At 34.6% G+C, this 20443-nt stretch carries 24 protein-coding genes and 1 tRNA gene; 10 read left to right on the top strand and 15 right to left on the bottom strand.

Annotation, left to right across the window (positions count from 1 at the left end):
• Positions 1-4: 4 nt before the first annotated feature.
• From E5D58_RS01125 to gpmI, 5 genes are all read right to left on the bottom strand, one after another.
• Complete coding sequence (locus tag E5D58_RS01125) at positions 5-373, bottom strand: DUF423 domain-containing protein (RefSeq protein ID WP_136479993.1); 369 nt, start codon at positions 371-373, stop codon at positions 5-7.
• 6 nt (positions 374-379) lie between these two features.
• Complete coding sequence (locus E5D58_RS01120; RefSeq protein ID WP_136479992.1) at positions 380-1144, bottom strand: class I SAM-dependent methyltransferase; 765 nt, start codon at positions 1142-1144, stop codon at positions 380-382.
• Positions 1144-1962, bottom strand: a complete 819-nt coding sequence (gene map, locus E5D58_RS01115; RefSeq protein ID WP_136479991.1) for a type I methionyl aminopeptidase — start codon at positions 1960-1962, stop codon at positions 1144-1146. Before map ends, E5D58_RS01120 begins: the two co-directional genes overlap by 1 nt.
• Positions 1963-2034: 72 nt before the next feature.
• The gene (locus E5D58_RS01110) at positions 2035-2442 is read right to left on the bottom strand and encodes a BT0820 family HAD-type phosphatase (RefSeq protein ID WP_136479990.1); all 408 of its coding nucleotides are present in this window, start codon (positions 2440-2442) and stop codon (positions 2035-2037) included.
• A 135-nt stretch (positions 2443-2577) separates the two neighbouring features.
• Positions 2578-4095 carry a 2,3-bisphosphoglycerate-independent phosphoglycerate mutase gene (gpmI, locus tag E5D58_RS01105; protein WP_136479989.1) on the bottom strand — a complete coding sequence of 506 codons (1518 nt, stop codon included), beginning with the start codon at positions 4093-4095 and terminating at the stop codon, positions 2578-2580.
• Between the two features lie 254 nt (positions 4096-4349).
• Between gpmI and E5D58_RS01100 the strand changes: the two genes are divergently transcribed.
• Positions 4350-4748: an ankyrin repeat domain-containing protein gene (locus E5D58_RS01100; protein ID WP_136479988.1), complete on the top strand. Its 399-nt coding sequence runs from the start codon at positions 4350-4352 to the stop codon at positions 4746-4748.
• A 71-nt stretch (positions 4749-4819) separates the two neighbouring features.
• On the opposite strand, the gene E5D58_RS01095 is transcribed toward E5D58_RS01100, so the two are convergent.
• On the bottom strand, positions 4820-5587 hold the full coding sequence (locus tag E5D58_RS01095; protein WP_136479987.1) for a M48 family metalloprotease: 768 nt from the start codon (positions 5585-5587) through the stop codon (positions 4820-4822).
• 91 nt (positions 5588-5678) lie between these two features.
• The gene (locus E5D58_RS15080) at positions 5679-6047 is read right to left on the bottom strand and encodes a GNAT family N-acetyltransferase (RefSeq protein WP_394345700.1); all 369 of its coding nucleotides are present in this window, start codon (positions 6045-6047) and stop codon (positions 5679-5681) included.
• 170 nt (positions 6048-6217) lie between these two features.
• On the opposite strand from E5D58_RS15080, the gene E5D58_RS01085 reads away from it, so the two are divergent.
• Entirely contained in the window at positions 6218-6643 is a 426-nt protein-coding gene (locus E5D58_RS01085; protein ID WP_136479985.1) for a GNAT family N-acetyltransferase, read from the top strand.
• 52 nt (positions 6644-6695) lie between these two features.
• Positions 6696-6768, top strand: a tRNA-Gly gene (locus E5D58_RS01080).
• 31 nt (positions 6769-6799) lie between these two features.
• Here E5D58_RS01080 and pepE read toward each other — a convergent pair.
• Positions 6800-7507 (bottom strand): dipeptidase PepE, encoded by a 708-nt coding sequence (pepE, locus tag E5D58_RS01075; RefSeq protein ID WP_136479984.1) that lies wholly within the window; start codon positions 7505-7507, stop codon positions 6800-6802.
• A gap of 97 nt (positions 7508-7604) precedes the next feature.
• On the opposite strand from pepE, the gene E5D58_RS01070 reads away from it, so the two are divergent.
• The 6 genes from E5D58_RS01070 (at position 7605) to E5D58_RS01045 (ending at position 13392) form a co-directional block, all read left to right on the top strand.
• Positions 7605-8405, top strand: a complete 801-nt coding sequence (locus E5D58_RS01070; protein WP_136479983.1) for a carboxypeptidase-like regulatory domain-containing protein — start codon at positions 7605-7607, stop codon at positions 8403-8405.
• Between the two features lie 89 nt (positions 8406-8494).
• A complete protein-coding gene (locus E5D58_RS01065; protein WP_136479982.1) occupies positions 8495-9268 on the top strand; it encodes a peptidase associated/transthyretin-like domain-containing protein in 774 nt (257 codons plus the stop codon).
• Positions 9269-9360: 92 nt separating this feature from the next.
• Positions 9361-9864, top strand: coding sequence for a DUF6702 family protein (locus tag E5D58_RS01060; RefSeq protein WP_136479981.1), 504 nt, complete (start codon positions 9361-9363; stop codon positions 9862-9864).
• Positions 9865-9968: 104 nt separating this feature from the next.
• A complete protein-coding gene (locus E5D58_RS01055) occupies positions 9969-12275 on the top strand; it encodes a M1 family metallopeptidase (protein WP_136479980.1) in 2307 nt (768 codons plus the stop codon).
• Positions 12276-12345: 70 nt separating this feature from the next.
• On the top strand, positions 12346-12633 hold the full coding sequence (locus E5D58_RS01050) for a Sec-independent protein translocase subunit TatA/TatB (RefSeq protein WP_136479979.1): 288 nt from the start codon (positions 12346-12348) through the stop codon (positions 12631-12633).
• Between the two features lie 144 nt (positions 12634-12777).
• Positions 12778-13392 (top strand): response regulator, encoded by a 615-nt coding sequence (locus tag E5D58_RS01045; protein WP_136479978.1) that lies wholly within the window; start codon positions 12778-12780, stop codon positions 13390-13392.
• Positions 13393-13399: 7 nt separating this feature from the next.
• Here the strand turns inward: E5D58_RS01045 and E5D58_RS01040 are convergent, their stop codons facing one another.
• The 7 genes from E5D58_RS01040 to kynU form a co-directional block, all read right to left on the bottom strand.
• Positions 13400-14044: an O-methyltransferase gene (locus tag E5D58_RS01040; protein ID WP_136479977.1), complete on the bottom strand. Its 645-nt coding sequence runs from the start codon at positions 14042-14044 to the stop codon at positions 13400-13402.
• The gene (locus E5D58_RS01035) at positions 14044-15129 is read right to left on the bottom strand and encodes an amidohydrolase family protein (RefSeq protein ID WP_136479976.1); all 1086 of its coding nucleotides are present in this window, start codon (positions 15127-15129) and stop codon (positions 14044-14046) included. Before E5D58_RS01035 ends, E5D58_RS01040 begins: the two co-directional genes overlap by 1 nt.
• Positions 15130-15217: 88 nt before the next feature.
• On the bottom strand, positions 15218-15751 hold the full coding sequence (locus tag E5D58_RS01030; protein WP_136479975.1) for a 3-hydroxyanthranilate 3,4-dioxygenase: 534 nt from the start codon (positions 15749-15751) through the stop codon (positions 15218-15220).
• A 146-nt stretch (positions 15752-15897) separates the two neighbouring features.
• Complete coding sequence (locus E5D58_RS01025) at positions 15898-16680, bottom strand: SDR family oxidoreductase (protein ID WP_136479974.1); 783 nt, start codon at positions 16678-16680, stop codon at positions 15898-15900.
• Between the two features lie 6 nt (positions 16681-16686).
• On the bottom strand, positions 16687-17124 hold the full coding sequence (locus E5D58_RS01020; RefSeq protein WP_136479973.1) for a GNAT family N-acetyltransferase: 438 nt from the start codon (positions 17122-17124) through the stop codon (positions 16687-16689).
• 47 nt (positions 17125-17171) lie between these two features.
• Positions 17172-18575, bottom strand: a complete 1404-nt coding sequence (locus tag E5D58_RS01015) for an FAD-dependent oxidoreductase (RefSeq protein WP_136479972.1) — start codon at positions 18573-18575, stop codon at positions 17172-17174.
• Positions 18568-19839: a kynureninase gene (gene kynU / locus E5D58_RS01010; protein WP_136479971.1), complete on the bottom strand. Its 1272-nt coding sequence runs from the start codon at positions 19837-19839 to the stop codon at positions 18568-18570. Before kynU ends, E5D58_RS01015 begins: the two co-directional genes overlap by 8 nt.
• A gap of 115 nt (positions 19840-19954) precedes the next feature.
• Between kynU and E5D58_RS01005 the strand changes: the two genes are divergently transcribed.
• Positions 19955-20374, top strand: a complete 420-nt coding sequence (locus E5D58_RS01005; RefSeq protein WP_136479970.1) for a (4Fe-4S)-binding protein — start codon at positions 19955-19957, stop codon at positions 20372-20374.
• Positions 20375-20443 lie beyond the last annotated feature (69 nt).

Raw genomic sequence — 20443 nt, 5'->3', positions numbered from 1 at the left:
GGTATTATAAAACTTCAAAAATAACTAGTAGCCACCCAATAATTAACAATAGTCCGCCTAGTGGTGTTATGGGACCAAGAAAACGTAGTTTTTTACTGAAAGTATCAGATATTACCAAGCCATAAATACTAAAGGAAAAGAATAGGATTCCAAAGGTAAAGCAGCTATATAAAGCAGAGGAGTTAATGTCATTAAAACCCAATAAAAGTAAGACAATGGCATGATACATTTGATATTTCACTCCAGTTTCAAAGTTCTTTAATTGTTCTGAAGAAAGTCTTTTTTTTAATCCATGTGCGCCAAAAGCACTAAGTATAACAGCTAGCATGCCAAATAGCGCTCCTGTAATGATTATAATATCTTGGTTAATCATAAATAATTATTTTGACACTACCGGAATAATTTCACCTTTAGCTAAGCAATAGGAGCTTACCTCTAAAGAGGAAAGCGTTTTTGTGTAATCAACCTCATTAACTTGAAAACCAACTTGTCTCAGCTTATCAAAAAAGTCCCGACCATAAACGCGAACATGATCATACTGGCCAAATATTTGAGCACGTTCTTTTTTATCAGTAATGCTATTATCCTCAAAGGTTTTGTCTCTATTTAAATCCTGTGGAATTTGAAATATCCCCATGCCGCCAGGTTTTAGTACGCGGTAAAGCTCTTTCATAGCTTGATTGTCGTTAGGAATATGTTCTAAAACATGATTGCATAAAACAACATCAAATTCGTTATCACTAAAAGGCAGTTCACATATGTCAGCTTTAACATCTGCTAAAGGCGAATTTAAATCTGTGGTAACATACTCTAAGTTAGCCATATTTCTAAATCGTTTGTAAAACGCTTGCTCAGGAGCAAAATGCAATACCTTCAAATTATCCGAGAAAAAACTAGTTTCATTTTTAAGGTATAACCACAGTAACCTATGTCTCTCTAAAGAAAGCGTTGATGGTGACAAAACATTTTGTCGCTGACTTCCATAACCATAGGGCAAGAACGACCTAAATGATTTACCATCAATAGGATCGGTAAAGTTATTACCTTTTAAAGCAAAGGCTAAAACAGGACGAATAACATAGCTTAACCTTATTAATATCGGTCTAGGAACTATGTTCAGAACAACTTTAAAGAGTTTTTTCATTAAAGCACGAGCGCTTTTTGTCGAAATTCATCTTCTTCATCCGAAGTAATTCCTAAAGCTTCATAAATATAGGCAAAGGTTGAAAGCAACTCCGGTTGACCATCAATAAGAGCCACATCATGCTCAAAATGAGCAGAAGGTTTATTGTCTAGGGTGGTTATCGTCCAGCCATCTCTATGTTGCTTTATACGATGTGTTCCCATATTAATCATAGGTTCAATGGCTACAACCATACCTTCAATAAATTTTTTACCTCGACCTCTTCTTCCATAATTAGGCATTTCAGGATCTTCATGCATTTTACGCCCTAAACCATGCCCTACGAGTTCGCGAACAACACCATAACCATGATCTTCACAATACTTTTGAATGGCATATCCAACATCTCCAACACGATTATTAGCCTTAAATTCTTTAATGCCAACATAAAGAGACTCTTTAGTTACTTGAAGTAGTTTTTTAGTTTCGGCATCTATTTCCCCAACAGGAAAAGTGTAAGCATGATCACCATAAAAACCATCTTTTAAAGCGCCACAATCTATAGAGATTATATCACCTTCTTTTAGAGGGTCTCCATTGGGAATACCATGTACCACTTGCGAATTTGGGCTCATACATAAGGTGTTTGGAAAATCGTATAACCCTAAAAAACCTGGAACAGCGCCATGATCCCGAATGCACGTTTCTGCAATTTTGTCCAATTGTAAGGTGGTAACACCTGGTTTAATCTCTTTAGCTAGTTCGCCTAATGTTTTAGAAACAATTAAAGCGCTTGCACGCATTAATTCAATTTCTTCTCTTGTTTTAACAATGATCATAGTCGCAAAATATATGAGTGCAAAGATACTTAAAAAGTCAAACTGTTTTAAGCTGCTATAAGAAAACGTAAATTACTTAAATAGTCCAAAGAAGCCTTTCTTTTTTTGAGGAATAGGAGGGGGGGTATTCGTTAGTTTCTGGTATACTTCACCCCAACCCGGGAATCCACCAATATTTCGATCATCAATAAACAAATCGGCATGAATTTTTCTGCTTATCGAAAAATCATATTCTTCTTCCGGAAAGCTCTGGTTTACAGCATAAAAATGAATGCCATTATCTTTACAGAACTGAACGGCCTCATTTAATTTATCGCCAGATCTATAAGTCCAAAGAATTAATCTATGCCCTTCTTCTTGAAGCATTTTTAAGGTTTCAAAAGCGAAAATTTGCGGTTTTCCAATTTTAGGATAAGCATCTTCTACGATGGTACCATCAAAATCAACAGCTATTATAAGGGTATCTAGGCTAAAGTTCATATTAAAGTAAAAGAATCGGGTTTATTGCAAAAATACAATAAATTTTGAGCAATGATTGTTAATGACTAGATATAAAAACAAACCCTACTTGTTTTAATTAGCAGGGTTTTAAATAATTAATAAACTTATTCGGTTCTAAATAAGAGCATGTCTTGTCATGGCTTCTGGTTGAGGTACGTCCATAAGTTTCAAGATGGTCGGTGCCATATCTCCTAAAATACCATCTTTAATCTCTTTTAATTCGTTGTCAATTAAAATAACTGGAACTGGGTTGGTTGTATGCGCCGTGTTTGGTGTACCATCTGGGTTAATCATAGTTTCGCAATTTCCATGATCTGCAATTAACAGGGTGGTATAGCCATTGTCTAAAGCCGTTTCAACAACATCTTTTACACATGCATCAACAGCCTCGCAGGCTTTGATGGCGGCTTCCATAACGCCGGTGTGGCCAACCATATCTCCATTTGCAAAATTTAGACAAACAAAATCAACCTCACCTTCTTGTAATTCAGGGATTAAAGCATCACGGAGTTCGTAGGCACTCATTTCTGGCTTTAAATCATAGGTTGCAACTTTTGGTGAGTTTCGCAATAGACGCTTTTCTCCTTCAAATTCGGCCTCTCTTCCCCCAGAGAAAAAGAACGTTACGTGAGGGTACTTTTCTGTTTCTGCAATTCTAATTTGTTTTTTGTTGTGCTTCGCAAGAACTTCACCTAAAGTTTCGGTTAGGTTTTCCTTGTTGAAAATAACATTTACATTTTTATAAGTATCGTTATAATTTGTAAGTGTTACGTAATGAAGGTCTAGTTTTTGCATACCAAATTCTGGAAAATCTACCTGAGATAAGGCTTCGGTAAGCTCTCGTCCGCGATCCGTTCTAAAATTGAAAAAAATGATAACATCTCCATTTTTTATTCTAGTTTTTGGTTCGTTGGTGTCATCTACAGCTATAATTGGTTTGATAAATTCATCTGTAATATCTTCGGCATAATTGGCTTCAATTTTTTCAACAACGTGCTTGGCTTTTACGCCGACGCCATTTACTAAGGCATCATAAACAAGTTTTATACGTTCCCAGCGTTTGTCTCTATCCATAGCATAGTACCTGCCAGAGATAGATGCTATTTCCGTATTGGTATTTTCAATATGAGACTCTAAATCCTTAATAAAGCCAGCACCCGATTTAGGATCTACATCGCGTCCATCTGTAAAACCATGCACATAGGTGTTTTTTAGTCCATACCCATTGGCAGCATCAATTAACCCTTTTAAGTGGTTAATATGAGAATGTACACCGCCATTACTTAGTAAACCTAAAAAATGAACATCTTTGTTATTGTTTTTAGCATATTCAAAGGCATCCACTAATACTTTCTCATTATTAAGTGTTTTATTTTCAACAGCTAAATTAACTTTTACTAGATCTTGATAAACAATACGTCCAGCTCCTAAATTCATATGTCCTACTTCACTATTTCCCATTTGACCCTCAGGTAGTCCAACATGTAAGCCATCTGTACGTAAGGTGGCGTATGGATATTTTTTATAAAGTGAATCTATAAATGGTGTTTTGGCGTGATCAATAGCAGAAACTTTAGGATCGGGCGAATTTCCCCACCCGTCAAGTATCATTAAAATAACTTTTTTATTCATTTTTTGTTAAAATTTAAAACTACGCAAAGATACATAAGTTAACCAGAAAAGAGCCTGATAAAGGTCAGTAAAAACCTTGTTTTTTAAGGAGTTTTCATGTTTTTTTTAAAGAAAACGTTTTCGTTAAAAAATTGTGAATCAAACGTTAAAAATAAGTTATTTATAAATTTTGGTGTAACAGTTTAAAAATAAAATCGTCTCTTTAATATATCAAAAAACGTAAAAATCATTAATCAAACTTAAATTCTTTCATCATGAAAAAAACAATCATTATTTCCGCCGTTGCATTATGCTTTTCTATTTTGACCGTTAATGCAGAAACAGACCACCCAGTAGTTAAGAATTATGACGTTGAAGCTTTTTTTAAAGTGAATTCTTTTTGCGTATCTATAGCCAAAGGTGATTTCGAGACCGTAAAAAAACTTATCGATCGAGGAGCAGATGTAAATGCGAAGTCTAATGGAATGACTCCAGCGATGTACGCCGCAAAGTTTAATCGGGTTGAGATTTTAAATTTACTTATTGCTGAAGGTGCCAATTTAAAAGCCAGATCTGATAAAAAAATGACGGCTGCAGATTATGCTGAATTGCATGGAGCAAAAGATGCTTTGGCTATTATAGAGCAAGCTACAGCAAAGAAAAAGAAAAAGTAATTATTGAAATAGTATAATTATTTTGAGTTAGTCACTCAGTACAAAAAGCCTTGATTATCAAGGCTTTTATTTTACATGTTTTTATACTTTTCTATGGACTCTTGAATTTTCTCAATTCGGTTATCTGGATCGGGGTGGGTGCTTTGAAATTCCGGTACTCTATTGGGGCCAGCAGCAGATTTTAATATTTCCATTACACCAATCATTTCTTCTGGGTTATAACCCGCTTTTATCATGAACCTCACACCTAGGTCATCACTTTCAAGTTCGTCATCTCTTCCGTTAGTTAAAAGGGTATTTTGCCCGATTCCTGCAACAACGCCACCCATATCGGCACCAACAGAACCTGCTGTTGCAAGACCTTGCCAATATTCGCTTTCAGCAATTCTTTCGGCACTGTGTCTTCCTAGTACATGTCCTATTTCATGTCCTAAAACACCAGCTAGTTGATCTTCATTTTCTAATTTTGAAAATAAAGCGTATGTAATGAATATTTGACCTCCAGGAAGTGCAAAGGCATTAATGGTTTTGGGATCTCTTAATAGATGAAATTCATATTGATATGGAGTTTCTTTTGCTATGCTATTAGTAACTAATTTACTGCCTACGTTATCAACCAGTGCCTGATATTGGTTGTTAGGATGAAGTCCGCCATGCTGTTGTGCCATTTGAGGTGCACTTTGTAAGCCAATGGCAATTTCTTTATCGGGCGTCATTGAAATAGTTTGAGTTCTCCCAGTATAAGGATTTACTTCTTGCTGACTACATTTTTTAAAAACAAAAAATAATGCAATAGCAGCACCTATTAACAAACGTACTTTTAGATTTCTTCCTCTCATTTTAAAACTGATTAGTAACTAAAATTACAAAATTTTTTGGCGATAATATTTAGACCCTATTTTGATATTAAGTCACAAAAAACTGCAAACATTAAGTTCCTAGTGGTTTACACATAACATAATGAATACCAATACTCTGTATTGTAAAAGGTTCTCCAGTAGTCTTGTAGTTGTTTTTATTATAGAATGGAACGGCTATCTCTCTAGCATTGCACCAAACTATGTCTATGTTTTTTTCTTTTAAAATATTTTCGCCAAACTTGAGTAATTTAGTCCCTAAGCCTCTACCCTGAAATTCCTCCAAAACAGCCATACCCCTTAATTGATATTGATTGGGACCAAATATGGTTTTGTGCGTATTTTTAAAAAAAGAGACCACACCAATTATATTGTTATTACTGTAAAGACCTATATGTAAGGTAGATGGGAGGTTATCTCCATTAAAGACACAGGTCTTAATTGGTTTATTGGTTCTTAAAACAGGGTGTCTAACCTTATAAGTCTCTTCAGAATTGATTAGTTTTATATGATAGTTAGAGGTATTGATGATTCAGTGTTATTTATTATTATTGTTATTATCTCAAACTTAGAAAATTTTAGCCATAATTAACAGGATGTTATAATTTTAGTATGAATATTACTTTTAGTAGAGTGGAAGCTAATAGAATAGGCGATGTTATTCCGTTGGTGCAAAAACTTAATAATAATGAGGTTTCTGTCACAGTTTTAAGAGCCAGATTTGAGGAAATGTTTACCCAGAATTATGAGTGTATGGGTATTTACGATTCAGGTTCCCTAGTGGGGGTTTGTGGGCTTTGGTACTGTACAAGGCATTATTCTGGCAAAAGTGTTGAGCCAGATCATGTTTTTATCGAGAAAGCTTATCGAGGAAAGGGTATAGGTAAAGATTTTTTTAATTGGATTTATAATCATGTTAGAACCAAAGGTTGTGAGGCTATGGAGCTAAATACCTATGTTACAAATGCTTCGTCACATAAGTTTTATTTTAATGAGGGTTTCAAGATATTAGGATTTCATTTTTTAAAAAAGTTGTAATTTTTTCTTGGGAAAGATAACGGGGTTTATATATATTTGCATCCGAATTATTGCGGGAGTAGCTCAGTTGGTAGAGCGTCAGCCTTCCAAGCTGAATGTCGCCGGTTCGAACCCGGTCTCCCGCTCAAAAAGCTTCATCATAACGATGAAGCTTTTTTATTTTAAATCTCTTAATTCAGAATTAGGAGCTATTTCATAAGGAGGTTTGTTGTACTCAAACACTCTTGCTGTAAGCGCTCCTTTTAGTAAGATAGAGTTTTCTTTAACTTCTAACCAACTTCCTTCTCTAAGGCCAATAACTGGCTGTGTATTGTAATGGTGAAACTCCTGAATTCGCGTTTCTCTGGTTTCTCCCATATGCGTACTAGAGGCATCAGGATCAAGATAATGTGGATTAATATTAAAAGACACCAAGCCCAATGCATTAAAACTAGGAGGATAAACTATGGGCATGTCGTTGGTAGTTTTAATTGAAAGCCCACAAATATTACTTCCTGCACTAGTTCCAAGGTAAGGCGTACCTCTATTGATGGTTCTTTTTAAAGTAGAAATTAAATCGTTTTTATACAATTGATTGGTAAGTACAAAAGTATTGCCGCCTCCTACAAAAATAGCTTCAGCTTTTTCTATGGCATCTTTCGGTTGGTCATATTCGTGGATGCCACGAACAGCTATTCCAATTTTTTCAAAGGCACTTTTTGCTTTTATGGTATAATCGTCGTGAGAGATGCCACTGGGTCTGGCATAAGGAATAAATAAAATACTTTCAACATCTTTAAAAAAAACCTGTAAATCTTCAAGTATATACTCTAAATAAGTACTTCCATGAATGGTAGAAGTGCTGGCAATAATAATATGCTTCATAAAAAAATGTATTAGGCGCGTTAAATTTACTTTTAAAAAAATAATCTATTTACTTTAAGAATAAAAATTAAAGTAGTAATTTGAAAATAAAAAGTGTATGAAACGAATAGTTCCAATTTTTGCATTCTTAATATCATTTTTAGTTTCAGCTCAAAATGCAACTCGTGTTGAGGTATCTGGAAAAATTATTGTAGAAGGTAGCGATGTTGCAGGGATTACCATTTTTAATACCACATCTAATAATGGTACCATTACCGACGAAAATGGCGAGTTCAAGATTCAGGTGCTTCTTAACGATAATATAGAGGTTAGTGCGCTGCAATATCAAAATATTAAGTTTTCTGTAAATGAAGCAATAATGGAGTCCAGAAAGATGAAACTCTTTTTGATTGAAGAGATAAATAAATTAGATGAGGTTGTTGTTAGTACAAAGGGACTTACAGGTAATTTGGGAGCCGATGTAGAGGATAGTGATTCGTTTAACCCTAAATTAGACGCGCTATATTTTGGAGTTCGACATAGTTCTGAGTATAATTTTGAAACAGATGAAAAAACTCAGGTAAGTAATTTAGGAATGAACTATCAGCAGCAGCACATGATAAACGGATTAAATATTGTTAATGTTGTGGATCAGTTATTACTTCCATTATTTAGAAGTGAAGTTCCCGATAAGAAAAAGTCTGGGGTTCCAGAAGTTCCTATTGAATCCATTAAGTATTATTTTGGAGCAGAGTTTTTGGTTGATAATTTTAGCATTCCTGAACATAGAGTTCAAGAATTTATTCAATTCGTTGAAGCAGATAATTTTGATTATAATCTGCTCAATTATGGAAATGAAATGGAATTTTTAGAGTACATCAACAAAAAAAGTATCGAATTTTTGAAAGACAAAAGCTGATATTGTATAATCTTTAACAAAGTATTATAACCTCTTTACACTTTATTTAAGATTTGAAATACGTTCTTTAGAAAACAAAAGTCCGTAGTTTGAAGTCTTTTTTTCTTGTTATTTCACTATGCATAATTTCACTTTCTGGTTTTAGTCAGTCTAAAGCATTGCATGGCGAATTAATTGCAAAATCAGAAGGGAGTACTGAAAATATTCATGTTATAAATAGGACATCTGGGCGTTTTACCGTTACAGATGCGTTAGGAGCATTTGTTATTCCAATAAAATTGCATGATACTTTGAGTTTTTCGTCCATACAATATAAGCCGCAAGAACTAATTATTTCAGAACAAATACTGGAATCAGGCGTAGTGGTAGTAACTTTAGAAACACAGGTAAACGAGCTGGATGAAGTTATAGTAGGTAAGGTACTTACTGGAGATTTGTTACATGATGTTAAAAACACAGAAGGGAAAGCTCCCATAAATTTTTACGATTTAGGAATTCCGGGATACACAGGGAAACTTGCAACGCAGTCAGAGAGGAGACTTCATGAAGCTACAACAGGTGGTGGAATACTTCCTTTAAATCCAATAATAAATGCCATAACTGGACGAACCAAAATGCTTAAAGAACATATACTTATTGAAAAGAAAAATACTTTAATGCAAAGTATTAAAAGTCGTTTATCCAAGGACTTTTTTCATTTAAATCCTTTGTTACAAGATTATAGAATGGATTACTTTTACTTTTGTTTGGATGATGCTAATTTTTTAGAGCGGTGCCAAAATAAAACCGATTTCGAAGTTTGGCTTTTTTTGGAAGAAAAGTATACACAATACATGAAAAATAAAAGAGAAGATAAAGACTAGAGTGTTTTTATAGAATGTTTTTTGAAAAAGATACAACCACTTAAAGGTAATAGAAGTTCTATTCTTTAATTACTTTAGCCAAAAATGATATTATGAGATATCTTCGAATAATTTTATTCTTTGTTGCAATACCATTACTTGCATTTTCAGGTATGCATAAGTATTATGTGAGTGTTACTCAGGTAGAGTATGTTCAAGATAAACAATCGATTCAAATAATATCTAGAATTTTTATTGATGATTTTGAAAAGTTACTGCAAGAGCGTTATGATGAAAATATCATTCTTGCAGGCAAAACCGAACAGAAAATCGTTGAGCTCTATATTGAACGCTATTTAAAAGAAAAATTAAAAATTAAGATTAACGAAACTCCAGTTGAACTCAATTATATCGGGAAGGAATATGATGTCGATGTTGTTAAATGTTATCTCGAAATAATTAATATTAAGGATGTTAAAAGTTTCGAGGTAAGCAATAAAGTATTATTTGATGTGTTCAGTGATCAGCAAAATATTGTAAAGACTAAAATTAACTCTAAAGAAAAGAGTTTTATTTTATATCCTAAAAAGGACACTGCGGTGTTAAAATTTAATTAAAAAAGGTTAATAACCTCGTAAATTTATTACTTTCGACAACTTTTTATTGGAATTTATTACATAAAAGAATAAATAAAGCGCTATCTAAATAAACTAAGAGTGTTATGAGAAAAATTACTTGCAGCTTGTTATGCTTAATTTTAATGTCATTTGTCGGGTTCACTCAAGAGCAGGAACTAAAAGAGCCTCAAAAAGGACATACCAATACGAATAAGTTTAAGCAATTATATGATGAGTTTGCTACCCCAAATATGTATCGATCAGCTTCTGGAGCACCAGGACATGCGTATTATCAGCAGCAGGCAGATTACAAGATGGATATTGTACTAGATGACAAAAACTCTAAATTATCTGGTTACGAAACCATTACTTACACGAATAATTCTCCAGATCAATTAAAATATTTATGGGTTCAGCTTGAGCAAAATAAGCGAGCCAAAGATTCTAAGTCGCCGTTAATTGAAAGTGGGAGTTTTGATCCTGTTTTTAGACCAGAAGGGTTTACCAATAGTTATTTGAAGGAACCGCAAGAAAGAGGTTTTAATATTTTAGAAGTCTCAGATACAGGTGGTAATCCATTACAGCACATGATAAACAGAACGATGATGCGAATTGAGCTTCCGCAACCATTAAACCATGGTGATACGTTTTCCTTTTCAATTAAGTGGTGGTATAATATAAACGACCATGTTGTTGAAGATGGTCGATCGGGTTACGAATATTTCCCAAAAGATGGTAATAAAGCTTATGTAATAGCTCAGTTTTTTCCAAGAATGGCGGTATATAGTGATGTTGAAGGGTGGCAGAATTCTCAATTTTGGGGACGAGATGAGTTTGCCCTGCCATTTGGCGATTATGAGGTAAACATTACAGTACCTGCAGATCATATTTTGGATGGAACTGGGGTACTAACCAATAGAAAAGAGGTTTACACGAAAGTAATGATGCAACGGTATGAACAAGCAAAGAAATCATTTGATACTCCTATTATAATTGTTGATGAAACCGAAGCGAGATTAAAGGAACAAGGTTTTTCAGAAGCCACAAAAACCTGGAAATTCAAAGCTGAAAACGTGCGCGACTTTGGTTTTGCGACTTCGCGAAAGTTTATTTTGGATATGATGGCCGTAAAAATTGGAGATAAAGACGTTATGGCTGTGTCCTTATATCCTAAAGAAGGTAACCCCTTGTGGGAAGAATGGTCTACCAAGGCTGTTGCAAGTACTCTTGAAACGTATTCAAGAATGACATTCAATTATCCTTACCATAAAGCGATATCGGTGCATGCCAAACAACAGGGTATGGAATACCCCATGATATGCTGGAATTATGGAAGGCCTAAAGCAGATGGAACATATAGTGATAGGGTAAAGTATGGCATGATGGGCGTTATAATTCATGAAGTAGGACATAACTTTTTTCCTATGATTGTTAATAGTGACGAGCGTCAATGGACATGGATGGACGAGGGCTTAAATACCTTTTTACAATACGTAGCCGAACAAGATTTTGGAGAAAAATATCCGGCTGCCTTGTCACCTGATGATAAACACTTCCCTTCAGATAGGGGTCCAGCAAAAATGATTGTACCATACATGAGTGGTAATCAGGATTACATAGCTCCAATAATGACCAAGGGTCTAAATACCTATCAATTTGGTAATAACGCCTATGGAAAACCAGCAACGGCATTAAATATTCTTAGAGAAACCGTAATGGGCAAGGAGTTGTTTGATTATGCCTTTAAAGAATATGCTAATCGTTGGAAATTTAAGCACCCCACACCAGAGGACTTTTTTAGAACGATGGAAGACGCCTCTGCCTTCGATTTAGATTGGTATTGGAGAGGTTGGTTTTACACAACCGATTGGGTAGATATTGGAGTCAAAGAAGTGAAAAAGTATTATGTGAGCTCTAAACCTAATAGATATGTTAAAGATATAGCAGAAGAAAGAGGACTTAAGCTTAAAGATTTAGCACCATTAGTTTATATGGTAGAAGAGGGTAGTGAGGACTATAAGACAAGTATGAAAGGGAAATCGCTTTTAGAGAGTTCAGTACCCGTGAAAGAATATCTTATGGATAATTTTACTGCGGAAGAAAGAGCCAATATGAAATCACCAAAATTTTTCTACAATATTACTTTCGAAAAGCCAGGGGGGTTAGTTATGCCTATAATTGTGAAGTATGTTTACGCCGATGGTACCTCGAAAACAGAAACATATCCAGCTCAAATATGGAGGTTTAATGATAATGAAGTAAGCAAAGCTATAGCTTCAGAAAAAGAGATTGTGTCGATTGTAATTGATCCAAATGAAGAAACAGCCGATATTGATACCTCAAATAATTCTTGGCCTCGAAAAGAAGAACCAAGCGAGTTCGAGCAATTTAAGAAAAAAGTAAAAGGATAATATTTATAAAGAGCCGGTTTTTTAAATCGGCTTTTTTTATTCTAAGCAAACAACTCACTATATTTGTGTCGTGATACAACAAACTACATTTTTATTTATCAGCGGTGCAGAAATAGCTTTTATTCTATTTATTGTCATCATGGTGTTTGGTGCAGATAAATTACCAGAAATAGCACGAGGACTTGGTAAAGGCATGAGAACTTTAAAAGACGCCACTAATGATATTAAGCATGAAATAACCAAAACGGCAGAAAACAACGGTATAGATACCAGTATTACCTCCGATGTGAAAAAGGAGTTAGATAAGGTTAAAGATGATTTAGAAGATTTTACAGGCTCTGTAAAACGTAAATTTTAGAATCAATTAGTTTTACCGATTTTTAATGTGAGCTTTTTTTCTTTGTCATTAAAAATATTCGTTTCAACGAAATTTTTGATAGAAAAAATATTTTAATAGTTGATTTTTCTAGATTAGTTATCCCAAAACTAAGAATTTAACCTCATGAAAATCAATCTACTTAGTAGTTGTTGGCGTTCACTTTTTTCAGATAAATTTGAAGTAAATAGACGTTCTAAACCACAACTGCAGCGGCAAACTAAAAATAACAATGGTTTTGAATTTAGTTTAGCTAGGCCGCATTCATCGTCTTACAATAAAAGATTAATTCATCAAAGTTTTGAACAAACCAATAAAACCAACTCATTTACTATTCTGATAGCTGAAGATGATATAATAAGCCAAAATAATATTGCCGACATATTAGAGCAGGAACATTTTAAGGTAAATAGCGTAGAAAACGGCTGGGAAGCCATTTGTGCTTTTGAGACCTGCAAGTATGACTTAATTATTATGGACTTGCAAATGCCAATATTGAATGGGTGTGAAGCTACTAAAGCCATTAGAAAATCGAATAAGCACATACCTGTTTTGGGGGTAACAGATTATTCATTGTCCGCTAAAGCATTTGAAGACCTTCTGTTTATTGGTTTTAACGATATCATAGAAAAACCAATGGTTAAAGATCATTTAATCGATTTGGTAAAAAACCAGATTAAACTAACACATACGCTTTGCGATCGTGATTCCTACAAGAAAACCCATATAAAGGCATCCTAGCGTGGTGTTATATTTTTCTACTTATAGTCAAACCATCTCTTATAGGGAGCATCACGGTCTCTACTCTATTATCTTCTTTTAAAAGGGCATTATAAGCAATTAGGGCTGGGGTGGACGTATCTTCTTTTTTAAAGGTACTTTCAAGTACTTTGCCACTCCAAAGAACATTATCTGATAAAATAATACCACCAGGGTTTAGTTTGTCTATAACGACATTAAAATAATTGGAGTAATTTTCTTTATCGGCGTCTATAAAAACTAAATCAAAAGTATTTTCAAGTTTAGGGATGATGTCTAATGCATTACCAAGGTGCTGTATGATATGTTTACCCAAACCAGATTTGTCGAAATACTTCCTTTGGAAATCAAATAATTCTTCATTTATATCAATAGTATGAAGTTGTCCAGAAGCCTGCATGCCTTCAGCTAAACATAGTGCCGAATAACCTGTGTAGGTGCCAATTTCTAATATGTTTTTTGGGTTAACCAGCTTTGAAATCATGCTTAACAGCCGTCCTTGGTAATGCCCGCTAAGCATACGTGGTTGTAGGATTTTTTGATTGGTTTCTCGGTTTAATTGCTGTAATAATTCAGGTTCGTCTTCTGAATGTGCCACTACATAATCGTCTAAGTTTTCTGGTATAAAATGCATTAATTTAAGATTCTATTAATTAATTGTTTTTTAGCAATAATATCATCGCCACAAAGCCACCTAATAACATTACCTTCCCAAATAGCATCATAGTCTGCTTGATCAATAATCTTTCTCTTTATGGCCAAATCTAATATTTTCCCAGGATAAGATGATTGTTTATCGCTTTCCATTTCCCCTAAAGGGTAAGGATCGTCCAGTCCCATAATAACTTGTTTAGATCCATGATTCCGTATTAAGAGTTCTAAGCCACCAGTATCATGAACCAATGTATCAAAGAAAATATTTTTATGACCTACTGCTTTTCTTGGGTGGTGCTTGCCTTCAAATAAATCAGGTCTACCGTCAAAGCCTTGTATACGTCGGCCTAAATTAATTTGTGCTAGTTGTCCACCATGAGCAAAACAGGTGCGCATATTGGGGTATTTCTCTTGGTAGCCATTAAGAGTTAAGAAGTGATAGGCATCTGCACATTGGGCTAACATCCAGATAAGATGAAATCGCCACGAGGTGTTCTCTAGCTTAATAAATTTTTCACCATCATAAGGATGTATTTCTACCGCCAAATTGTATTGATTTGCTAATTCAAAAATAGGTTCGTTTTCTTCGTCAAAAATACACCGCCAGGTGCCAATAGTATCCATGTAATGAGTTGGTAAACAAAGTAGTTGCAGCCCGTGTTGTTCAACGCAGCGCTCAATTTCCCAACAAGCACTTCTTACAAAACCAGGATGTACCACAAATCCACATGTAAATTTATCGGGATGGTCATGTTGTATTCTAGCATTAAAATCATTTTGAAATCTAAGCGCTTTTTTCATTTCTTCCACGCGTAATCCGTTTCCATAGAGCTGAGAAAGATTTAAAACAACGGCATGATCTAACTGGTTTCGCTCCATCCACTCAAGCTTTTCATTTAAAAAAAAACTAGAGTCTGTAACAGGGCGTTTCCATCCTTTTTGAAGCATAAATTTACGGTCTTTATCTACCCAAAAAATTCCTTTTTCATGCATAAATTTAGGAATCTCTTCTGGATAGGGAAGTAGATGAGAATGACCGTTAATTCTAAGCTTACGTGTTTCCATGATGTCATTGCGAGGCACTAGCTCTGGCAATCTATTTATTATTAAGAAATTACTTCGTCATAACTTTCTGGTAATGACGTTTTTCATTTTAATCAATTTTAACTTTCTTTGGCGGTTCCATAATATGACCACAATTTGGACAGCTTCGTTTGTCTTTGTCCTTGTAATACGTGTCAAAAATTTTAGGCATATCTGTTTCAATATTTTCTAAGGTAAAGTCTTCTTCATAGAGTTTAGTGACGCAATTTTCGCAAAACCAGAGTAAGGCGTCCCGAATGCCTTTGGGTCTTTTATACTCAATAACCAAACCAACGGTATTAGCCCCGCGCTGAGGTGAATGTGGTACTTTTGGGGGTAGCAAATAAATATCGCCTTCTTTTATATGTACATCTTTAGGTGTGCCTTTGTCAATAATTTTTAAAACTATATCACCTTCAACTTGATAGAAAAACTCTGGAGTTTCATTGTAGTGATAGTCTTTCCTGTTGTTAGGACCACCTACAACCATAACAATAAAATCGCCATCTTTCCATACCACTCTATTACCAACAGGTGGTTTTAAAAGGTGTCTGTTTTCTTCAATCCAAGCTTTAAAATTTATAGGAGACGTTAAATGACTCATAGAAAAAAATACGTTTATCTCCCCAGTAGAGAGTCACTCAAATTAAACTTTGAGTTTGGTTTATCTTAAAAAACTTTATAGTTAAAGATAAAAAAGATTAACTGGTTTTGCTAATCTGAAATGCTAACTGTAAAAATTAATGGTATTTATAAAGATTTTGTTCGGCCACCATCAACAGGAATATTTACACCGTTGATATATCCTGCAGATTCACTTGCTAAATAGGCTATTAAACTTGCTGTTTCTTCTGGCTGAGCAAATCGTTTAGCCGGTGTATAGTTTTTCATAATCTCTGTCATTTCATCTTCATTGGTTTCTTCAGATTTGGCCTTAATTGCAATAATTTCAGCCAATCTTTCTGTATCTGTAAAACCTGGTAAAACGTTATTAACTGTAATTCCAAAAGCCCCGACTTCAACAGAAAGAGTTTTACTCCAATTACCAACCGCACCTCTAATGGTATTACTCACGCCAAGCCCAGGAATAGGTTCTTTTACTGAGGTTGAAATTATGTTAATAATTCTTCCAAAACCTATATCTTTCATATAGGGTATTGTAGCTTGTGCCAATATATGATTACATTTAACGTGTTTAGTAAAGGCGTTTTCAAATTCATCTAGACTAGCATGTAAAATATCGCCACTTCTTGGGCCTCCCGTATTATTTACTAAAATATGAAAGCCATGCTGTTTTTCAATAAACTTAATAACTTGCTCTTGAAGGTCTCTAGGATTTGAAAAATCTGCAACAATATAACTATGATTTCTGTGCTGAGGTAACTCAGCTAAAACCGCTTTAAGCTTTTCTCTATTTCTAGCTACTAGCGTAACATTAACGCCTTCAGCAGCCAAAGTGAAAGCTGTTGCTTTTCCAATTCCTTGCGTGCTACCACAAACAAGTGCGTTTTTATTATTGAGTTTAAGATCCATTGTTATTCAAATATGTTTTTTTGCTTTAGTATTTAGTTTTTCCATCAGTTTTTCAGGGCTCTCTATGGTATTAAATCCAAACTTATTGTAAAGGCTATGAGCGTCTTTAGTTGCTAGCATCCATTTATCAATGTTGTTTAATTTTGGGAATTGAAAAACGGCTTGAAGCAATAATTTAGAGTATCCTTTTCCTTGTTCGTTTTTTACAACAAAAACATCCATAAGGTATGCAAAAAAAGAATAATCTGTTAAAACTCGGGTGTAGGCAACTTGTTTTTTATTAATGAAAAGGCCAAAATTAATACTGCTGTTCATTGCTAATAACTGCTGTTGTTTTGTTCTTGACTTCCCCCAATATGAATTCTTTATAACATCATAAATTAGGTCAAAATTCATTTGTGTATAATCCGATGAAAAATAAACCCCTTTTGCGATTTCAGTCATTAAGCATTATGGTTGTATTCTACTTTAAGAATAGGTTAAATAGGTTTCTAATCATGTTTAAAACCAGCAATTCTATCTTCTTCAAGAATGGTTTCGGTTTCTTGATTTATTTTATTAAGAGTTAACTCTAAATCGTCTTCTAAATTAAAGTTATTTTGAGATAATAGGTTTATTATTGCTTTATCCTGTGCTCTTCCTTTTAGCATCGCCTCGTTATATCCCATATTTTCATTGAATGTGACCATAGAATACTTTGATGCATATTTTGTTGGGAATTGGTTTTCTAGAGCCATTTCAAGTTTGCGCTTTTCAATAAAAATGGGGTTAGCAACATGGTCTTTCATCTCATGAAAATTATCAATAGCTAAATCAGCAATAGCATTAGTATCTTTTTTCCTGGTAGCCTCGTATGTCTTAAAGGTTGCTTCCCAATTACCTAAATTCTGGTCTAATACCTTATCAAACTCTACCACATCTTCAAAAGAGGCGTTCATGCCTTGGCCATAAAAAGGAACTATGGCATGAGCGGCATCACCCATTAAAAGGGTATTCCCTTTATAATGCCAAGGGTTACATTTTATAGTTCCCAAAGGAGAGGTTGGGTTGTTGAAAAAATCATCAATTAAATTTGGCATCAGGGCTAGGGCATCTGGAAATTCTTTCTGAAAAAACTCCAAGACGGCATCTTCTGATTTTAGATTGTTAAAATTGTAGTTGCCTTCATCAAAACTCAAGAAAAGTGTAACGGTAAAACTACCATCTAAATTTGGCAGTGCAATGAGCATAAAACTGCCTCTTGGCCATATATGAAGTGCGTTTTTTTCAATTCTAAAATCACCATTTTCTTTTGGAAGAATACACAGCTCTTTATAACCATGAGTTAAATACTGTTGAGAAAAACTAAATAAAAACTTCTTTCCCAAATAATAACTTTTCCTCATAACGGATCCTGCTCCATCGGTTGCGATAATAACATCGGCATCTTCAATAAATTCGTTTTTACTACCATAGTCCTTGAATAATGCGGTTGTTTTTTGAAAGTCTACAGATTTACATTTTTTATTGAAAAATAGATTTACATTCTCATGTTTTTCAGCTTCATTTAAAAGAAGTGCGTTAAGGCCTTCCCGAGAAACAGAGTTAATATACTCATTCGATCTTCCGCTGTAATTGGATAGAAATACATTTCCATGACTATCATGAATCATTCTTCCATGCATGGGAATACATAGCTTAGTAACCAAATCTTGTAATCCCACTAATTTCATAGCTTTCAGGCCTCTATTTGAAAATGCTAAATTTATCGAGCGTCCTGAACTTATATTTACCTTTCGTAGATCAGGTCTTTTTTCATAAACGTTTACGTTATAGCCTCTTTGACCTAATCTAAGCGCTAAAAGGCTTCCGCAAAGCCCAGCACCAATAATGAGAACGTTTTGTTGTTTATTCATTTATAATAGCTTTTAGTTTTTCCACAAATTTATAGACGTCTTCAAATGTATTATACAGTGGTACTGGGGCGCACCTAATCACATCAGGTTCTCTCCAGTCACTAATAAAGCCTTGACTGTTTAATTTATCGTGTAACGCTTTATTGTTACGTTTAACCTGAATAGAGAGTTGGCACCCTCGTTGGTTTACATCGTTTGGAGTAATAATTTTGACAATATCTTCCCCAAGATTTTTTAGCAGAAATTCAAAATAGCCAGTTAGTTTTTTCGATTTAACCACAAGGTTGTCCATTCCAACTTCTTCGAACATGTCTAATGAGGCTTTTATGGCTGCTAGAGATAGAATAGGGGGGTTGCTTAATTGCCAGCCTTCAGCGCCGGGAAGTTGGTCAAATTCATCTCGCATATTAAATCGCGTATTCTTATTATGGCTCCACCATCCTGTAAATCGGTTTAGGTTTTTATTGTGAGCATGCCGTTCATGAATAAAACATCCTGCTAAACTGCCAGGACCAGCGTTTAAATATTTATAGGTACACCAAACAGCAAAATCCGCTCCAGAATCATGTAAATTAAGTTTAACATTCCCAGCGCCATGAGCACAATCAAAACCAACAACACAACCTTTGTCATGTCCAAGTTTGGAAATTCGTTTCAAATCAAAAAACTGGCCAGTGTAATAATTTACGCCACCTATCATGATTAAGGCGATTTCATTCCCCTGTTTTTCAAGAATATCTTCTAAATCATCATATCGGAGTAAGGTTTCGTTTTTTCTGGGTTTCCATAAAACAACACCTTCCTTATCATTAAAGCCGTGATGACGTAGTTGAGATTCAACAGCGTACTTATCGGAAGGAAAGGCATCACTTTCAATAAGTATTTTATAACGCGATTTGGTAGGTTGGTAAAAGGATACCATCATGAGATGGAGGTTTACCGTAAGGGTATTCATAACAACGACTTCTATAGGTTTGGCCCCTACAATTTTTGCCATAGATTTGGTTAAAAATTCATGGTAAGGAAGCCATGGTGTTTTACCTTGGGTATGTCCTTCAACACCCAGATTTGCCCAGTCGCCTAATTCTTGATTGATATATTTTTTTGTGCTTTTAGGCTGAAGCCCCAATGAGTTACCCGTCATATAAATCCATTCGTTACCACGTTCGTTCTTTGGTATATGAAATAGATTTCTGTATGCTTTTAATGGGTCATTTAGATCTTGCTCTAGGGCGTATTCAAGTCCAGATTTATAATTAGACAAGGTGATTTAGTTTTCGGTTTCTAACAAAAATAAACAATATAAACTTAGAACTTATGAGTGAAAACATAAGATTTCGAGGCGGATTTTTTCGTATATTTAGTAAAAACTTCAAATTATGGGGAAAGTAAAAGAATATACTAATGGAGAGGTTACTATTGTTTGGGAGGCAGCATCATGTATTCACTCAGGAATTTGTGTAAAAGGGCTCCCAAACGTGTTTAGACCCAAAGTAAGACCTTGGATTAGAATTGATAAGGCTGAAACAGAAGATTTAATTAATCAAGTGAAACAGTGTCCTTCTGGAGCCTTAAGCTTTTATATGAATAACAAAGAAGATCATTCGGCCGCTACTTTAGATACGAAAGTTGAAGTTCTAGAAAATGGTCCGTTGTTAGTTTACGGTACGTTGAATGTGGTAAATAAGGACGGCACTTCAGAAATAAAAAATAAAACCACCGCCTTTTGTAGGTGCGGAGCTTCCCACAATAAGCCTTATTGCGACGGGTCTCATGTAAAATCACAATTTATTGGCTAGAAAAACAAAGTGCTTAAACCATTGATTTAAGCACTTTAAATATATATAGACGCATAACGCGGAAAATAC

The sequence above is a fragment of the Cognatitamlana onchidii genome (genome assembly GCF_004804355.1).
GTDB classification, from domain to species: Bacteria; Bacteroidota; Bacteroidia; order Flavobacteriales; family Flavobacteriaceae; genus Cognatitamlana; species Cognatitamlana onchidii.
This window is presented reverse-complemented; position numbering and strand designations above follow the sequence as displayed.